The organism is Pseudomonas sp. TR47 (genome assembly GCF_044143025.1).
Classification (GTDB): Bacteria; Pseudomonadota; Gammaproteobacteria; order Pseudomonadales; family Pseudomonadaceae; genus Aquipseudomonas; species Aquipseudomonas putida_E.
Window position 1 is genome coordinate 213,226 of sequence record NZ_JBHFCS010000003.1, and the last position, 14,194, is coordinate 227,419.

The 14,194-nt window shown below is 63.0% G+C and carries 10 protein-coding genes; 3 read left to right on the forward strand and 7 right to left on the reverse strand.

Annotated features, from left to right (window positions below; genetic code table 11):
• Positions 1-2: 2 nt before the first annotated feature.
• From ACEWE8_RS05095 to ACEWE8_RS05105, 3 genes are all read right to left on the reverse strand, one after another.
• Positions 3-581, reverse strand: coding sequence for a YceI family protein (locus ACEWE8_RS05095; protein ID WP_012312426.1), 579 nt, complete (start codon positions 579-581; stop codon positions 3-5).
• Positions 582-612: 31 nt separating this feature from the next.
• Positions 613-1,164: a cytochrome b gene (locus tag ACEWE8_RS05100; protein WP_046785034.1), complete on the reverse strand. Its 552-nt coding sequence runs from the start codon at positions 1,162-1,164 to the stop codon at positions 613-615.
• Positions 1,165-1,372: 208 nt separating this feature from the next.
• Positions 1,373-3,064, reverse strand: a complete 1,692-nt coding sequence (locus ACEWE8_RS05105; protein WP_046785033.1) for a flavin monoamine oxidase family protein — start codon at positions 3,062-3,064, stop codon at positions 1,373-1,375.
• A gap of 209 nt (positions 3,065-3,273) precedes the next feature.
• Here ACEWE8_RS05105 and ACEWE8_RS05110 point away from each other — a divergent pair, with 209 nt between their 5' ends.
• The 3 genes from ACEWE8_RS05110 to ACEWE8_RS05120 all read left to right on the forward strand — a co-directional run bounded on the left by ACEWE8_RS05110 (position 3,274) and on the right by ACEWE8_RS05120 (position 6,141).
• Positions 3,274-3,765 (forward strand): hypothetical protein, encoded by a 492-nt coding sequence (locus ACEWE8_RS05110; protein WP_046785032.1) that lies wholly within the window; start codon positions 3,274-3,276, stop codon positions 3,763-3,765.
• A gap of 78 nt (positions 3,766-3,843) precedes the next feature.
• On the forward strand, positions 3,844-5,250 hold the full coding sequence (locus tag ACEWE8_RS05115) for an adenosylmethionine--8-amino-7-oxononanoate transaminase (protein ID WP_046785031.1): 1,407 nt from the start codon (positions 3,844-3,846) through the stop codon (positions 5,248-5,250).
• A gap of 171 nt (positions 5,251-5,421) precedes the next feature.
• The gene (locus ACEWE8_RS05120; RefSeq protein ID WP_046785030.1) at positions 5,422-6,141 is read left to right on the forward strand and encodes a 16S rRNA (uracil(1498)-N(3))-methyltransferase; all 720 of its coding nucleotides are present in this window, start codon (positions 5,422-5,424) and stop codon (positions 6,139-6,141) included.
• Here the strand turns inward: ACEWE8_RS05120 and ACEWE8_RS05125 are convergent.
• The 4 genes from ACEWE8_RS05125 to ACEWE8_RS05140 are packed head-to-tail and all read right to left on the reverse strand — an operon-like array spanning position 6,138 to position 14,190.
• Positions 6,138-6,755, reverse strand: coding sequence for a hemolysin III family protein (locus ACEWE8_RS05125; RefSeq protein WP_046785029.1), 618 nt, complete (start codon positions 6,753-6,755; stop codon positions 6,138-6,140). The genes ACEWE8_RS05120 and ACEWE8_RS05125 overlap by 4 nt on opposite strands.
• A gap of 57 nt (positions 6,756-6,812) precedes the next feature.
• On the reverse strand, positions 6,813-7,274 hold the full coding sequence (locus ACEWE8_RS05130; RefSeq protein ID WP_012312419.1) for a chemotaxis protein CheW: 462 nt from the start codon (positions 7,272-7,274) through the stop codon (positions 6,813-6,815).
• Positions 7,267-12,156 (reverse strand): Hpt domain-containing protein, encoded by a 4,890-nt coding sequence (locus ACEWE8_RS05135; protein ID WP_046785028.1) that lies wholly within the window; start codon positions 12,154-12,156, stop codon positions 7,267-7,269. The genes ACEWE8_RS05130 and ACEWE8_RS05135 overlap by 8 nt, the downstream gene beginning before the upstream one ends.
• Positions 12,157-12,165: 9 nt before the next feature.
• On the reverse strand, positions 12,166-14,190 hold the full coding sequence (locus tag ACEWE8_RS05140) for a methyl-accepting chemotaxis protein (protein ID WP_218176341.1): 2,025 nt from the start codon (positions 14,188-14,190) through the stop codon (positions 12,166-12,168).
• Positions 14,191-14,194 lie beyond the last annotated feature (4 nt).

The window sequence follows — 14,194 nt, forward strand, 5'->3', positions numbered from 1 at the left end:
GATCACTTCTGCTTCACACCTTCGACGCTGATGTCCAGGTCCAGGGTCTGCGAGGTTGCGCCAGGGCCCTTGATACCGAAGTCGTTCAGGTTCAGCGTGGTGGTAGCGTTGAAGCCCGCACGCTCACCGCCCCATGGGTCCTTGCCCTCACCGTTGAAGGTGGCCTTGAAGGTCACAGGCTTGGTCACACCATGCAGTGTCAGGTCACCGGTCACGTCCGCGGTCTTTTCGCCGGTCGATTTGACGGCGGTGGAAACGAATTTCGCTTCCGGGTACTTCTTCACGTCCAGGAAGTCAGCGCTGGCGATATGCTTGTCGCGCTCGGCGTGATTCGACCACAGGCTGGCGGTTTTCAGATCGACGCTGATCTTGCTGGCTTCAGGCTTGGCGCTATCCCAAGTGAAGTTGCCGTCGAAGTCCTTGAAGGTACCGTGAATGAAGCTGTAGCCCAGGTGGCTGATTTTCCAGTCGACGAACGCGTGCTGGCCTTCCTTGTCGATCTTGTACTCGGCGGCCATGGCCTGACCAGCACTGAGCAGAGCGGTACCGAGCGCCAGAGCGGCAAAAGTCTTTTTCAACATCCTTTCAGTTCCTTGCAATTGAGGTTGAGAGTCAAGCTTTGCGGCCCAGCATGCGAACCAGGGTCGCGTCACGGTCGATGTAATGGTGCTTCAGGGCAGCCAGGGCATGCAGCGCGGCGAAAATCACCAGGCCCCACGCCAGCCACAAATGAATAACGCCGGCCAGGTCTGCCTGATCAGGCAGGTCACTGACAAGGGCAGGTACTTCAAACAAGCCAAATACCGGAATACCGACACCGTCGGCGGTAGAGATCAGGTAGCCGGCGATCATCACCGCGAACAGGCCTGTGTACAGCGCCAAATGCCCCAACCTGGCGGCCAGGCGGGTAAATGCCCCGTGGCTGGCAGGCGCCGGCGGCGGTGGGCTGATGAAGCGCCACAGCACACGCACAAGCATGACAGCCAGCAGCACCAGGCCGATGCTCTTGTGCAGGTCCGGGCCTGCCTTGCGCCAAGGGCTGTAATAATCGAGACCGACCATCCACAGACCAAGACCGAACAGGCCAAAGACCGCCAGCGCAACGCCCCAATGCAGGAGGATGCTGACCACGCCATAGCGAGAGGGTGAATTGCGCAGTTGCATGATGCCGTGTTTCCCCGTGAAAGCTATGCACAGACTAACGCGTAACGTATCGAATAAAAGCACAAAAAATTGCTTTGGATTATCGATAAATCCGATAGTAATTGTCCGAGTTGGCTATTAAGGAAACATTAACGATAGCGGGTAATTCCAGGTTGTCAGCCCTGGCCCTGCCGTCCGCTTGACGGTGACAGGGCCAGGCGATCACCCATCAGCCAGCCTTGGCCTGGGAGTGGGTAACGGCCTGTGTTTCAGGCTCCGATTTGGCTGGGGCCTTTTTTGCCTCGACAGGCGCCGGAGCAGCCTTGGCTTCGGGCTTGCCAGCGCTGCCGAACAGCCGCGAGAAGAAACCAGGCTTGTCCACCCGCGCCTCCTCGGCCTTTACCGGCTCGGCTTTGGCAGGTGCCTTTTCGGCGTTGTCTTCTTTGTCGGATGAACCACCAAACATGTTGGAGAAGAACCCACCTTTGTCCTTCTGCGACCCAGCAGTTGCCGCTACAGGGGCAGCTTTGACGGGGTCGAACGACTTGCCGGCCAGCAGGTCCTGCACCTGGCTGGCGGCACGCTGGCCACTGCGCAGGGCACCTTCGAGGGTGCCTGGGTACAGCGCGTCGGTGTGCTCACCGGCAAATGCAATGCGTTGCACCGGGCGCTCCCACAGGCGCCAGTACTTGCTGATCTGCCCGGGGCCAAAAGCCAGGTAAGCACCGCCAGTCCCGGCGTCGGCGCTGTAGCGCTTGACCTCATAACCGGTGAACGCGCCACGGGCCTTTGGATAGAAGGCATGCAGGCGGATCAATACCTGGTCGACCATCTGTTTGTCACCGAAGGCCTGCAGCAGACGGGCGTTGTCACCCGACAGGTTGATCACCACGTTGGCGCCACCTTTGAGTGCTGGCTCGATCCATAGCATGCCAAGGCCTGCGTTGCTGAAGATTTCGCCAGACATGCGCGCGCGGCTTTCCCAGACTGGCTGCTTGAATTTGAGCAGCAGCTGATCGCGCCAACCATAGTTGGTGCCCCTCAGCGCCGCGACGTGCTGGGTGTCCAGGCCAGGGGTGATCTGGATCTTGGCCAGGGCACGCAGCGGTACGGCCATGACCAGGTAATCGGCCTGATAGCTGGCGCTGCCGACCTTGACGGTGACCCCGCCGCTGTCCTGGACGATGGAGGTGACTGGCGAGCTGGTCTTGATGGTTTTCAGCTGCTTGACGAAAGCCTGGGCCAGTACCGGGCTGCCACCAGGCAAGCGGGCGGCACGCAGGTCACGGTCGCTGACGCCGCGGTAGACACGGCTCTGCTGGGCGAAGTAAAGCAGTGAGAGACGCGACGGTTCATCGTAGCGGGTACGGATCTGCTGGTTGATCAGCTGCCGTGCAGTGCTGGGCAACTGCAGCTTGTCGAGCCAGGTGGAAACGTTCATCTGGTCGAGGGCGAACAGCGTACTGGTCGCCTGTGGCTTGAGCGGGTCATCGATCGAACGGGCCAGGTCATCGAGCGTCTTCTCGTAGCGCTTGAGGGCTTGGGCGGTAGCCGGCTGCCTGGTAGCCAGGTCGCTGGCGCTGAAGTACTCACCGTCGATCAGATACCCTGGAGTACGTACGAACTCAGGCGCGGGCAGTGTTTCAAGTTTGAAACGCTCGAGGTACTGGTTGAGCACCGGCTGAGCCTTGCTGTTGCCGACCCACTCACTGGTGGCCAGGCCCGAGCGGCCGCCCATACCCGCCTTGGCTTCCAGCAAGGTCACCTGCCACCCCTTGCTCTGCAGCTCGTAGGCTGCCGTCAGGCCTGCCAGGCCGCCACCCACCACGATTGCCGAAGGTGTCTTGTCCTTTGCCAGCGCGGCGCCGCTGGACACACCGATCAATACCAACGCGCACAGGCGCACCCAAGCAGCAGCCATGATGGCGAACTCCGAGTTGACGTTACAGAAATGGGAAGAGGCAAAGACGCCCCGAGATGATGCGTTAAGAATACGTCAGGTATGCCGACCCTGCCACCACAGCGCCATCAAGTCCTTTTGGCAACTGGCATTTTTGTCAGTAGACGAGCCTGCTGCCCTTGCGCAACGCTGGTCTGGGTGACTGGAAAAACCGACAAAAGGAACTGCGCATGATCTATGAGGAGCATTTTGCCCACATCAAAAGGCAGCTCCTGTGGCACAAACAAACGTTACTGACGCCCTCAGGCTTGCGTATCCGCAGCAATGGCACTTCATGGGCCGGTGTTCATGAAGCCTTCAAAGGTGAAGATGGCACCGAGCTGGTGATTGGCGAGCAGAGTGAAGTGGAAATCAGCTTCAGCCAGGAAGTCGAAAGCCTACGCCTGGAATGCTACGTCGTCAGCGACCAGCATTTCGAAGATGTGACAATGCTCATGGATACCGAGGGCGTCGATTGGGACGGGATTGCCCCGACCCCGCACAATTTTTACTGGCTGACGCTTTCGGGCAGCGGATACACCGAGTTCATGCCTGGCCATTTCTGCACTCAACCCTGCTACCAGCACCTCCCCGGGCCGTTTCGACGCCTGACCATCTCCACCTCCAAAGCCGGCACCGTGCATATCCGCAAGCTCGAATGGACCCGCACCTGTCGTCATTGACCCGCAGCGGTTGTCCTGCCTCCCGGCATTGCTTAGGCTTACGCGGTCAAACATGCCGTAACGCCAGGAGAAGTGCCAATGGGCCTCAATGATCAGTGGATGCAGCGTGACCTGAAGGTCTTGTGGCACCCCTGCACCCAGATGAAAGACCACGAGCAGCTTGCGCTGATCCCGATCAAGCGCGGGGAAGGCGTGTGGCTCGAGGACTTCGAAGGCAAACGCTACCTGGATGCGGTCAGTAGCTGGTGGGTCAATGTGTTTGGCCACGCCAACCCGCGCATCAACCAGCGCATCAAGGACCAGGTCGACCAGCTGGAGCATGTGATCCTCGCGGGCTTCAGCCACCAGCCGGTGATCGAGCTGTCCGAGCGCCTGGTCGCGATGACGCCTGCCGGTCTGGACCGGGTGTTCTATGCCGACAATGGCTCGTCGTGCATCGAAGTGGCGCTGAAAATGAGCTTCCATTACTGGCAGAACATCGGCAAGCCGGCAAAAAAGCGCTTCGTCACCCTGACCAACAGCTACCACGGCGAGACCATCGCCGCCATGTCGGTGGGCGATGTGCCACTGTTCACCGAGACCTACAAGGCGCTGCTGCTCGATACCATCAAAGTCCCCAGCCCGGATTGCTACCTGCGCCCCGAGGGCATGGGCTGGGAAGAACATTCGCGCAACATGTTCGCAGCCATGGAACAGACCCTGGCCGAACACCACGAGACCCTCTCGGCGGTAATAATCGAGCCGTTGATCCAGGGTGCAGGCGGCATGCGCATGTACCACCCGGTCTACCTCAAGCTGCTGCGCGAGGCTTGCGACCGCTATGGCGTGCACCTGATCCACGACGAGATTGCCGTGGGCTTTGGGCGCACCGGCACGATGTTCGCTTGTGAGCAGGCTGGCATCCGCCCCGATTTCCTGTGCCTGTCCAAGGCGCTGACCGGCGGCTACCTGCCGCTGGCCGCGTGCCTGACCACCGACACGGTGTACCAGGCGTTCTACGACGACTACCCGACCCTGCGCGCGTTCCTGCATTCGCACAGCTACACCGGCAACCCGCTGGCCTGCGCGGCGGCCCTGGCGACCCTGGACATCTTCGAACAGGACAACGTCATCGAGGCCAACAAGGCGTTGTCCGCACGCATGGCCAGCGCCACTGCGCACCTGGCCGATCATGCCCATGTTGCCGAAATCCGCCAGACCGGCATGGCCCTGGCGATCGAAATGGTCCAGGACAAGGCGAGCAAGGTCGCCTACCCGTGGCAGGAGCGCCGCGGCCTGAAAGTGTTCGAGCATGCCCTGACCCGCGGCGCCCTGCTGCGCCCGCTGGGCAGCGTGGTGTACTTCCTGCCGCCGTACGTGATCACGCCCGAGCAGATCGACTTCCTTGCCGAGGTGGCCAGTGAAGGCATCGATATTGCCACGCGAGACAGCGTCAGCGTGGCGGTACCGGCAAACTTCCACCCCGACTTCCGCGATCCGGGCTAACAGCACAGCAATCGCAACGCCTTGTAGGAGCGGCTTCGCGTCGCGAACGGGCTGCACAGCAGCCCCAAGGATCAGCAGCGCCGCCAAATGACCGGAGCTACTGTGCGGCCCTTTGGTGACACAAGGCCGCGCCTACAAGGACGATGTCCAACCTTCTTCCTGAGCAGAACCATGAGACTGTCCCGCTTCTTCATCGACGCCCCCCTGAGCCTCGGCGAGCACGACCTGCCCGAAGCCCAGGCCCACTATATCGGCCGCGTACTGCGCATGGCCCCCGGCGCTGCCGTGCAACTGTTCGACGGCAGCGGCCAGGAATACCTGGGCCAATTGCTCGAAGTGGGCAAGAAGACCGTGCGCGTCAGCCTCGACCAGGCCGTTGCCGGCCAGGCCGAGTCGCCATTGCACATTCATCTCGGCCAAGGCCTTTCCCGCGGCGAGCGCATGGACTGGGCCATCCAGAAGGCCACCGAACTGGGTGCCAATGAAATCACCCCGATCGTCAGCGAACGCTGCGAAGTGCGCCTCAAAGACGAGCGCGCCGACAAGCGCCTCGCCCACTGGCGCCAGGTCGCGATCAGCGCCTGCGAGCAATGCGGCCGCTCGACGCTGCCGATCATCCACCCACCGGTGACCTTGGCCGACTGGATCAAGGGCAGCGATGCTGACCTGAAACTGGTCTTGCACCCTGTCGCAGAGCCGCTGACCAGTCATGACAAACCGGCACGCCTGGCGTTCCTGATTGGCCCCGAGGGTGGTTTGAGCGATGCCGAAGTCGAACAGGCCAAGGGGGCAGGCTTCCAAGCTGCCCGCCTTGGCCCTCGCGTGTTGCGCACTGAAACAGCGCCGGTGGTGGCCCTTTCGGTGGCGCAACAGCTGTGGGGCGATTTTTAACGCACGTAGAGCGATACCGCCACGAAGTGCATCAGGCTGCCAGCGATGACGAACAGGTGCCAGATGCCGTGCCAGTGGCGGAATCGGCTGTCAAATGCGAAGAAAATGATGCCCACGGTGTAAAACACACCGCCCGCCGCCAGCCAGGCAAAGCCGGCGGTGCCCAGGCTTTGCAGCAGCGGCTTGACCGCCACCAGCACGATCCACCCCATCACCGCATAGATGATGATCGATAGGACCCGCGCCTCCGAGCGTGGCTTGATTTCCTGCAGTATGCCGATCACCGCCAGCCCCCAGACCACCCCGAACAGGCTCCAGCCCCAAGGCCCGCGCAGGCTCACCAGGCAGAAGGGTGTGTAGCTGCCGGCGATCAGCAGGTAGATGGACAGGTGATCGAGCTTGCGCATGATCACCTTCGCCCGGCCGCGGGTGCTGTGGTAGAGGGTCGAGATGCTGTAGAGCAGCAACAGCGTGCCGCCGTAGATGGAGAAGCTGACGATCTTCCAGGGGTCGCCCTGCAGGCCTGCAGCGACGATCAGCCAGATGGCGCCGATGCAGGCCAGAACGGCACCGACCAGATGGGTCCAAGCGTTGAAGCGTTCACCGTGATACATGCAAACACAGACCTCCCAAGCACCTGCAAGGTTCAAGCTGCAAGCTTACAGCTTCAGTCATTGCAGCTGCGCGTCACGCACCAGCCTTTCCAGCCCAACCAAGTCTGGCACCCGTGCCACCTGCTCGCCCACCTGCACAGCCGCCAATTCCAGGCTACCCAGCGCCACATCCACATAATTGAGCTGGCTGTCGAGCTTGCACGAGCGTGGAATGTCCTGCAGCAACACCGCCAGATATCGCAGCCCGGTATCGCCCAAAGCGTTCAGCACCACGATACGCGCCCGCTCGCCGCACGGAGTTTCACCACCGCACGCTGCCTCGAAGCCGATCAGCGGCAGGTGCTGCTGGCGCCAATCGATCCACCCCAGGTGCCAGGCCGGCTCGGCACGCTGGCACACCAGGTTGCGCTGGCCGATCAGCTCGGCCACCGCCACATTGGGCAACACCAGGGTTCGGTCGCCCAAGGGCAACAGCAGGCCGGTCAGGCTGCTGCGCTGGCCTGCGATCAACTCAAGCATGGGTTTGGCTCCAATGGGCGATACTCTGCAGCAGCACCGACTCCTGATAAGGCTTGCCCAGGTAGTCGTTGACGCCGATGGCCATGGCCCGGTCGCGGTGTTTCTGCCCGGTGCGCGAGGTGATCATGATGATCGGCAGGTCTTTGAGGCGCTCGTCGCGACGAATACGGGTAGCCACTTCAAAGCCATCCATGCGCGGCATTTCGATGTCCAGCAGCAACACATCCGGGCGGTGCTCCTCCAGCAACGCCATGGCATCGACACCGTCCTTGGCCGTCAGCACACTCATGCCATGGCGCTCCAGCAGGCGGCTGGTGACCTTGCGCACGGTCACCGAATCGTCCACCACCATCACCAGCGACGCCCGGCGCGGCGCCGGGCCGAACAGCGTGCGCTGCACCCCGCTACCCCCCGGCAGCCGCGCCAGGCGACGCTGTTGGCCGCGCAACTGGCCAAGCAGATCAAGAATCAGTACCACCCGACCATCACCGAGCAGGGTCGCGCCAGACAACCCAGGCACGGCGGCGAACTGCGGGCCCAGGCTCTTCACCACAATCTCGCGGCTCGGCGACAGGCTATCGACCTGAATGGCGAACGACTGTTCCTGCGAATGCACCAGCAACACCGGCAACGGCACGCTCTGGCCCAGAAGGCTTGGCCGTGGCAGGCCTTGCAGCAACTCGCCCAGGTAGCGCAAATCGTATTCATGGCCAGCATAGCCATAGCGCGGCACATCCCGCTGGTAAGAGAGAGCCAGCTCGGCCGGCGGCACGCGCACGATACCTTCGATGGTGTTGAGCGGGATGGCATATTGCTCCTCACCCAGGTGGACCATCACCGCACGGTTGATCGACACGGTGAACGGCAGGCGAATCAGAAAGCGCGCACCTTTGCCCTGCGCCGACTCGATACTCATCGAGCCGCCCAGTTGCTTGACCTCTTCGTGCACCACGTCCATGCCCAACCCACGCCCGGAAATCTGGGTGATTTTCTCTGCGGTGGAAAACCCCGGGCGCAAGATGAACTGCAGTATCTCGTGGTCGCTCAGGTGTGCCTGGGGGTCCAGCAGGCCACGCTTGATCGCCTTGCGCCGCACAGCCTCCAGCGGCACGCCGGCACCGTCGTCGGTCATCTCGATGACGATATCGGCGCCCTCATGGAGCAAATTCAGCTGGATGGTGCCCAGCTCAGGCTTGCCGGCAGCCAAACGCGCTTCACGGGTTTCAAGGCCATGATCGACAGCATTGCGCAGCATGTGCTCCAAAGGTGCAACCATACGTTCGAGCACACTGCGATCAAGCTCGCCTTCGGCGTTGCCGACCACCAGCTCGACCTGCTTGCCCAACTCGCTGGCCACTTGGCGCACCACCCTCTGCAGGCGCGGCACCAGGCGCTCGAACGGCACCATCAACGTGGCGGTAAGGCCTTCCTGCAACTGGCTGTTCACCCTCGCCTGCTGCTGCAGCAGGGCCTGCGCCTCCTGCGCGCGCTGGGCCAACGTCTCTTTCAGGTCAAGCAGGTCAGAAGCCGATTCGAACAACGCCCGTGACAATTGCTGCAGCTGGGAATGGCGGTCCATTTCCAGCGGGTCGAAATCCTCGTAGGCGTCACCTTCGAACGGCTGACGGCTGCTGATTCGCCCTTGGGTTTCCATATCCAGGCGCAGCAACTGGTCGCGCATGCGCTCCAGGGTGGTTTCCATCTCGCTCAAGGCGAACTGGGCGTCATTGACCTGTTGCTCGATACGCCCACGGATGACCGAGTGCTCACCCGCCAGATTGCCCAGGTCATCGAGCAGTTCGGCGTCCACCTTGACCAGGTCACCGGGAGCCCGCTCCGGCGTAGCGGCAGGTGCGTCGGCAGGTGCAGCCCCGGCCGGGGCCTGCCCGGCAGCGCTGTCGGTCAGGGCAGCGCTGCTGAAGTTGCGGATGTAGTCGATCAACGCGGTAGCCGCATGCAGCGGCTGCCCCAGGCGCACGGCGTCAAGCATGTGCGCCAGGCGGTCATGGCAGTTCTGCAACAGGGCGAACAACGGGGCACCAGGCGGCAAGCGCCCGGCAGCCAGCAGTTCGTACAAGAACTCCAGTTCGTGGGCCAGGTCGCCGATGGCGGCGATTTCCACCATGCGCGCCCCGCCCTTGAGTGTGTGCAAATCACGCAGCAGGTTGTCCACCTCGGCGCTGTTGCGCGGGTCGGCCTGCCAGCGCGCAAGTGCGGCGGCGGCGCTTTCAACAATGTCAGAGCTTTCTTCGAGGAAGACTTCAAGCAGCTCCTTGTCGCCCTGGTTTTCGGCCTCTTCGGCCAGTGCCGGGGGACCATCAAGGCGCGTGACCGACCCGGGTGCCACCAGGCCGGTAGCATCGGGTGCCAGTGCGTCGTCCAGCAAGCCACGCAAGCCGTCGATGCAGGCTGGGCGGGCGGACGGTTCCTGGCCGGCAGCGATCTCGTCGAGCATGTCGAGGAGTACCCCATGGGCTTGCCGTGCCTGGGCGAAGAAGCGTTCATCAGCAGCAAGGCTGCCCTCTTCCACCGCGCCATACAGGTCCAGCAACGCTTCGCAGACATCGTCCATCTGCCTCAGGTCGGCCAGGTGCGCACCGTGACAGAGGGTGGTCAGCTCATCGAGCAAGCTGTCCAGCGACTGGCGTTGCCCAGGCTGCTCCTGCCAGCGCGACAACAGGGCCTCGGCATCCAGCAGAATGTCCATCGACTGGGCGAGGAAGCTGGCGATCACCTGTGGATCACGCTTGCCCCGGCGCCCATGCTGCGGCTCCTCATGCAAGCTGGCCAAGCGCATGTCCACGGCCTCACCGACCTGCTCGATCAACTGCGCCGCGCCCGGAATGGGAGCCAGCGGGCTGCTGCCCAATTGCGCGAGGCCCAGGTGCAACAGTGCGCGCGCCGCTTCCAGCCATTCCAGCTCGGCCATTTGCAAAGGCAAGTGGTGGCCCCGGTATTCGCGTACCAGCCGGTCGAACGCGGTGGCCAGCTCGGCGATCGGCAAAACGCCGGCCATCGCAGCGCTACCCTTGAGGGTATGCAAGGTGCGTTGCAGGGTGTCGCTGACATCGGTGTCATGGCCCCCGGCGCCCTGCAGAAATGCCTCCAGGCTGGCCAGATGGCCCTGCGCTTCATTACGGAATATGTCCAGCAACAGCGGATCGAGGCCATCGATTTCGGCACCTGCCGGCGAATCGTTTTCCGCCAGCGCATGCAGATGGCTCGCCAGCTGCTCGATCTCGGTCACCTGTGGCATCTGGCCGGCGGCAAAGTCAGCCAGCAGGTCGGGCAAATGAACCACGACCTGCTGCAGGGCCACCACACCCTCCGGGGCCAGCGCCATACGCCCTTCCAGTACCCGGTTGAGCAGGTGCTCACCGCCCCATGCCAATTCGGCGACCGCCTGGGCATGGACCATCCGGCCACTGCCTTTGAGCGTATGCAAGTCCCGGCGCACCTCCAGCAAGGCATCCCGCAGGCTGTTGTCGGCGCGCCAGCGCAACCAGTGCCGCTCGATCTGCGGCAGCAGCTCGCCGGCCTCTTCAAGGAAAACCTCGCGCAACTCGTCATCAACCCCGTCGGTACTGCCGTCCTGGGCAATGACGCCTTCGCCAAGCGAGCACTGCACACCGAGCGCCGCCAGGCTGGCGCGCGCCCTGTCGAGGAAAGGTTGGGCATCGGCAAGAGGGTCGGCCACCCGCCATTGCAGGTAACACTCACTGGCGCTGAGGGCATCGGCCAGGTGGTCAAGCTCCTCCGGCGGCGGCTCGACGTCCAGGTGCTGCAACCAGCCGTGCACGTAACCTGCACAACCGGCCAAGACTTCGGCAACTGCCGGCAGCATCAGCATCGCCAAGGCCCCTCGCACTTGCTGCAGCAACCCCGGCAGTGGTTGCAGGCGCTGACGCGGCCAACCGGACTCCAGGCAATCTCCGATCAGGTCTTTGGCCTGCTGCAACACGTTCAGCGACTCGTTCAACACCAGTTGGCGAATCTCGGCCAGGTCCGAGCCGGGCAAGCCCCCCTGCCCGCCCTGCTCCAGCGGGCCGACCATGCCATTGAGGCTCGCCTCCACATACAACAAGGCGCCCGCCACATCCATGAGTGCGGCGTCATCCGCCACGCGTTCACCCTGGGCCAACGCCTGCAGGGCCAGTACCTGATCGATGATGACCCGCCGAGGCTGCTGAAAGCCCAGGACCGCAAGGGTATCGGCCACATGACGCAAGGGGGCCAACAGGGCGTCCAGCTGTTCGCTGTGCTGACGATCCCCGCGTACGAACTGGTCCAGACGCTCCTTGATACGCATCAGGTCGTCGCACAATGCGCTGATCACCGAACGCAGGGCGTCACGCCCAGGCCCTGCCTGAACCTGCTCACGCCAATTGCCCAGCGACAGGTCTAGATTGGCCAGGTCGTCCGAGCCTGCAAAGCGCTGCGCCGCACCACTGACCAGGCTGCCTTGAGCCAAGGGCTCTACCCCCCTGCAAGCCCGCAACTGGTTAAGCAGCGGCAGCATGACCAACGGCAAGTCATGCCGCGCTCCGCGCAGCCGCTCCAGGTACGAGGGCAGTTGCTCAAGGCCGCGGAACAGCGGGCCCAGGCAGTCGCCGCGGGGGCTGACCTGGCCCTCGGCCAAGGCCCTGGCCAGCAACTCCAGCTCTTCGGCCAGGCGCGTGGCACCGCGCAGTTCGAGCATGCGCAGGCAGCCGTGAACCTGGTGCAGGTTATCCACCACGAACGCCAGCATGGACAAATCGTCCGTCTCCCCGGCAAAGCGCTCAAGGGCCTGGCGTGCCTGGCCCAGGCAATCGAGGATGGCCGCCTTGGTCCAGGCCAGGGCGACGGTATCGTGGCGCTCGGGGCTTACTGCTGCAGCCATCATGACTCCTCAGCGCCGCTCGGCAGGTGCAGGCAGGGTGAAACCGGACACGGAGCGGCGCATCTCGCTGGCCATTCGCGCCAGGTGGCGGATACTGTCGGCGGTTGCGCCGGAGCCAGCGGAGGTCTGCGCGGTAATCTGCTGGATCACCGACATGGTGTGGGAGATCTGCCCTGCCGAAGAGGTCTGCAACTGGGCGGCGTCGGAGATGCTGTGGATAAGTTCGGCGAGGTTCTGCGACACCCCTTCGATTTCGGCCAGCGCCACCCCGGCATCCTGCGCCAGGCGCGCACCGCGCACTACCTCGGCGGTGGTCTGTTCCATGGATATCACTGCCTCGTTGGTATCGGCCTGAATGGTGCGCACCAGTGCCTCGATCTGCCGTGTCGCCGAGGACGAACGCTCAGCCAGGCGCTGGACTTCATCGGCCACCACGGCAAACCCTCGGCCGGCCTCTCCCGCCAGCGAGGCCTGGATGGCGGCATTCAATGCGAGAATGTTGGTCTGATCGGCAATGTCGTCGATCAGGCTGACGATGTCGCCGATTTCCTGGGAAGACTCACCCAGACGCTTGATCCGCTTGGCGGTGTCCTGAATCTGCTCACGGATGTTGTCCATGCCGTTGATGGTGTTATGCACCACCTCGTTGCCCTTGTTGGCGATCGCCACCGAACGCTCGGCCACCTTGGCCGACTCGTAGGCATGCGCGGAAACCCGGTCGATCGATTCGACCATGTCACCCACCGCCTCGGAGGCCTCGCTGATCTGTTCGGCCTGGTGCTCTGAAGCTTTGGCCAGCTGGCGGGCAGTGTTTTGCGTGTCCTGCACTGCGGCAGCCACTTGCTCGGCGCTGTGGTTGATGGTGGCCACCAGGTCGCGCAATTGGTCGACGGAATAATTGATCGAGTCGGCGATGGCACCGGTGAAGTCCTCGGTCACCGACACGGTCACGGTCAGGTCACCGTCGGCGAGCTCCTCGATCTCATCGAGCAGGCGCATGATCGCCTGCTGATTGCGCTCATTTTTCTCGGCGGTTTCCTGCAGTTGACGATGAGTTGCCCGCACCATCACCAGGCCGATCAGGATGATCGAGGCCAGCGCCAGCAGCCCCAGGACATACCCGCCCACAGTATCGAGGGTACGCCCGGCTGCCAGGTTCTCGAAGCCGTTGGCAAGGTGCGAGGCTTCGTCGAGCAATGTTTGCGAGAGGCTGAAAATGTTCCCGGCCGCTTCGCGAACGCGGAACAGCTCGGGCGAGGTTTCAAGGATTTCATCGACTGAACCGGCGACGAACTGGAACAGTTCGGCGATCTCGGCCAGGCGCGCACGTGCGTCGGCATCCTCGACGCGTGTCACCTGAATCGCCGGGTTGCCCGCCAGCATGCCTTCGAGCACCTGACCAAACCGGCTGGCATCGCGGCCGAAGGCATCGGCGGCCTGGGCGGCTGCGTCGTCGCCAGCCAGCACCGTGTTGACCGATCCCAGAATGCGTTCTGCGAGCAGCAACTGGCGCTGGGCCACCACCACCTGGCTGGCCGGAGCCCCACTCTGCAGCAAGACCTCCACAACCTTCTCGTACTCGACCTGTAGCTGCGGTACGGTTTCGGCCAAGGTCGCCGCCACCTGATGCAGCGATAGCACGGTCTGCTCGCTGGCCAGGATGATATCGGTGTCCTTGCGCAGGTTTTCCCAGTCCTGGCGCACCGCTTCCATTTCATCCTTCACGGCGGCGGGCGCCGCTGGCAGGCCAGTGGACTTGTCACCTTCGCGCAGGTAGCTCCAGCGCTGCTCGAAATCGTTGCGCGCATCCGAAAGCAGCTTGAAAGCCAGCGCCTTGCCGGTTGCAGCCTCGGTGGCATTCTTGGCGATGCGCTGCGACAGCACGCGCAGCTCGCCGGCATGGCCGATGTACTGTTTGTCGTGATTGGACTGGGTGTTGAGGTACGCAAAATTGGCGAACAGCAGGATGATCGACAGGATCAGCACCACGAACAGCACAGTGATCTGAGCGATGCTGCGTGTGCGCGGGGTCATGCTG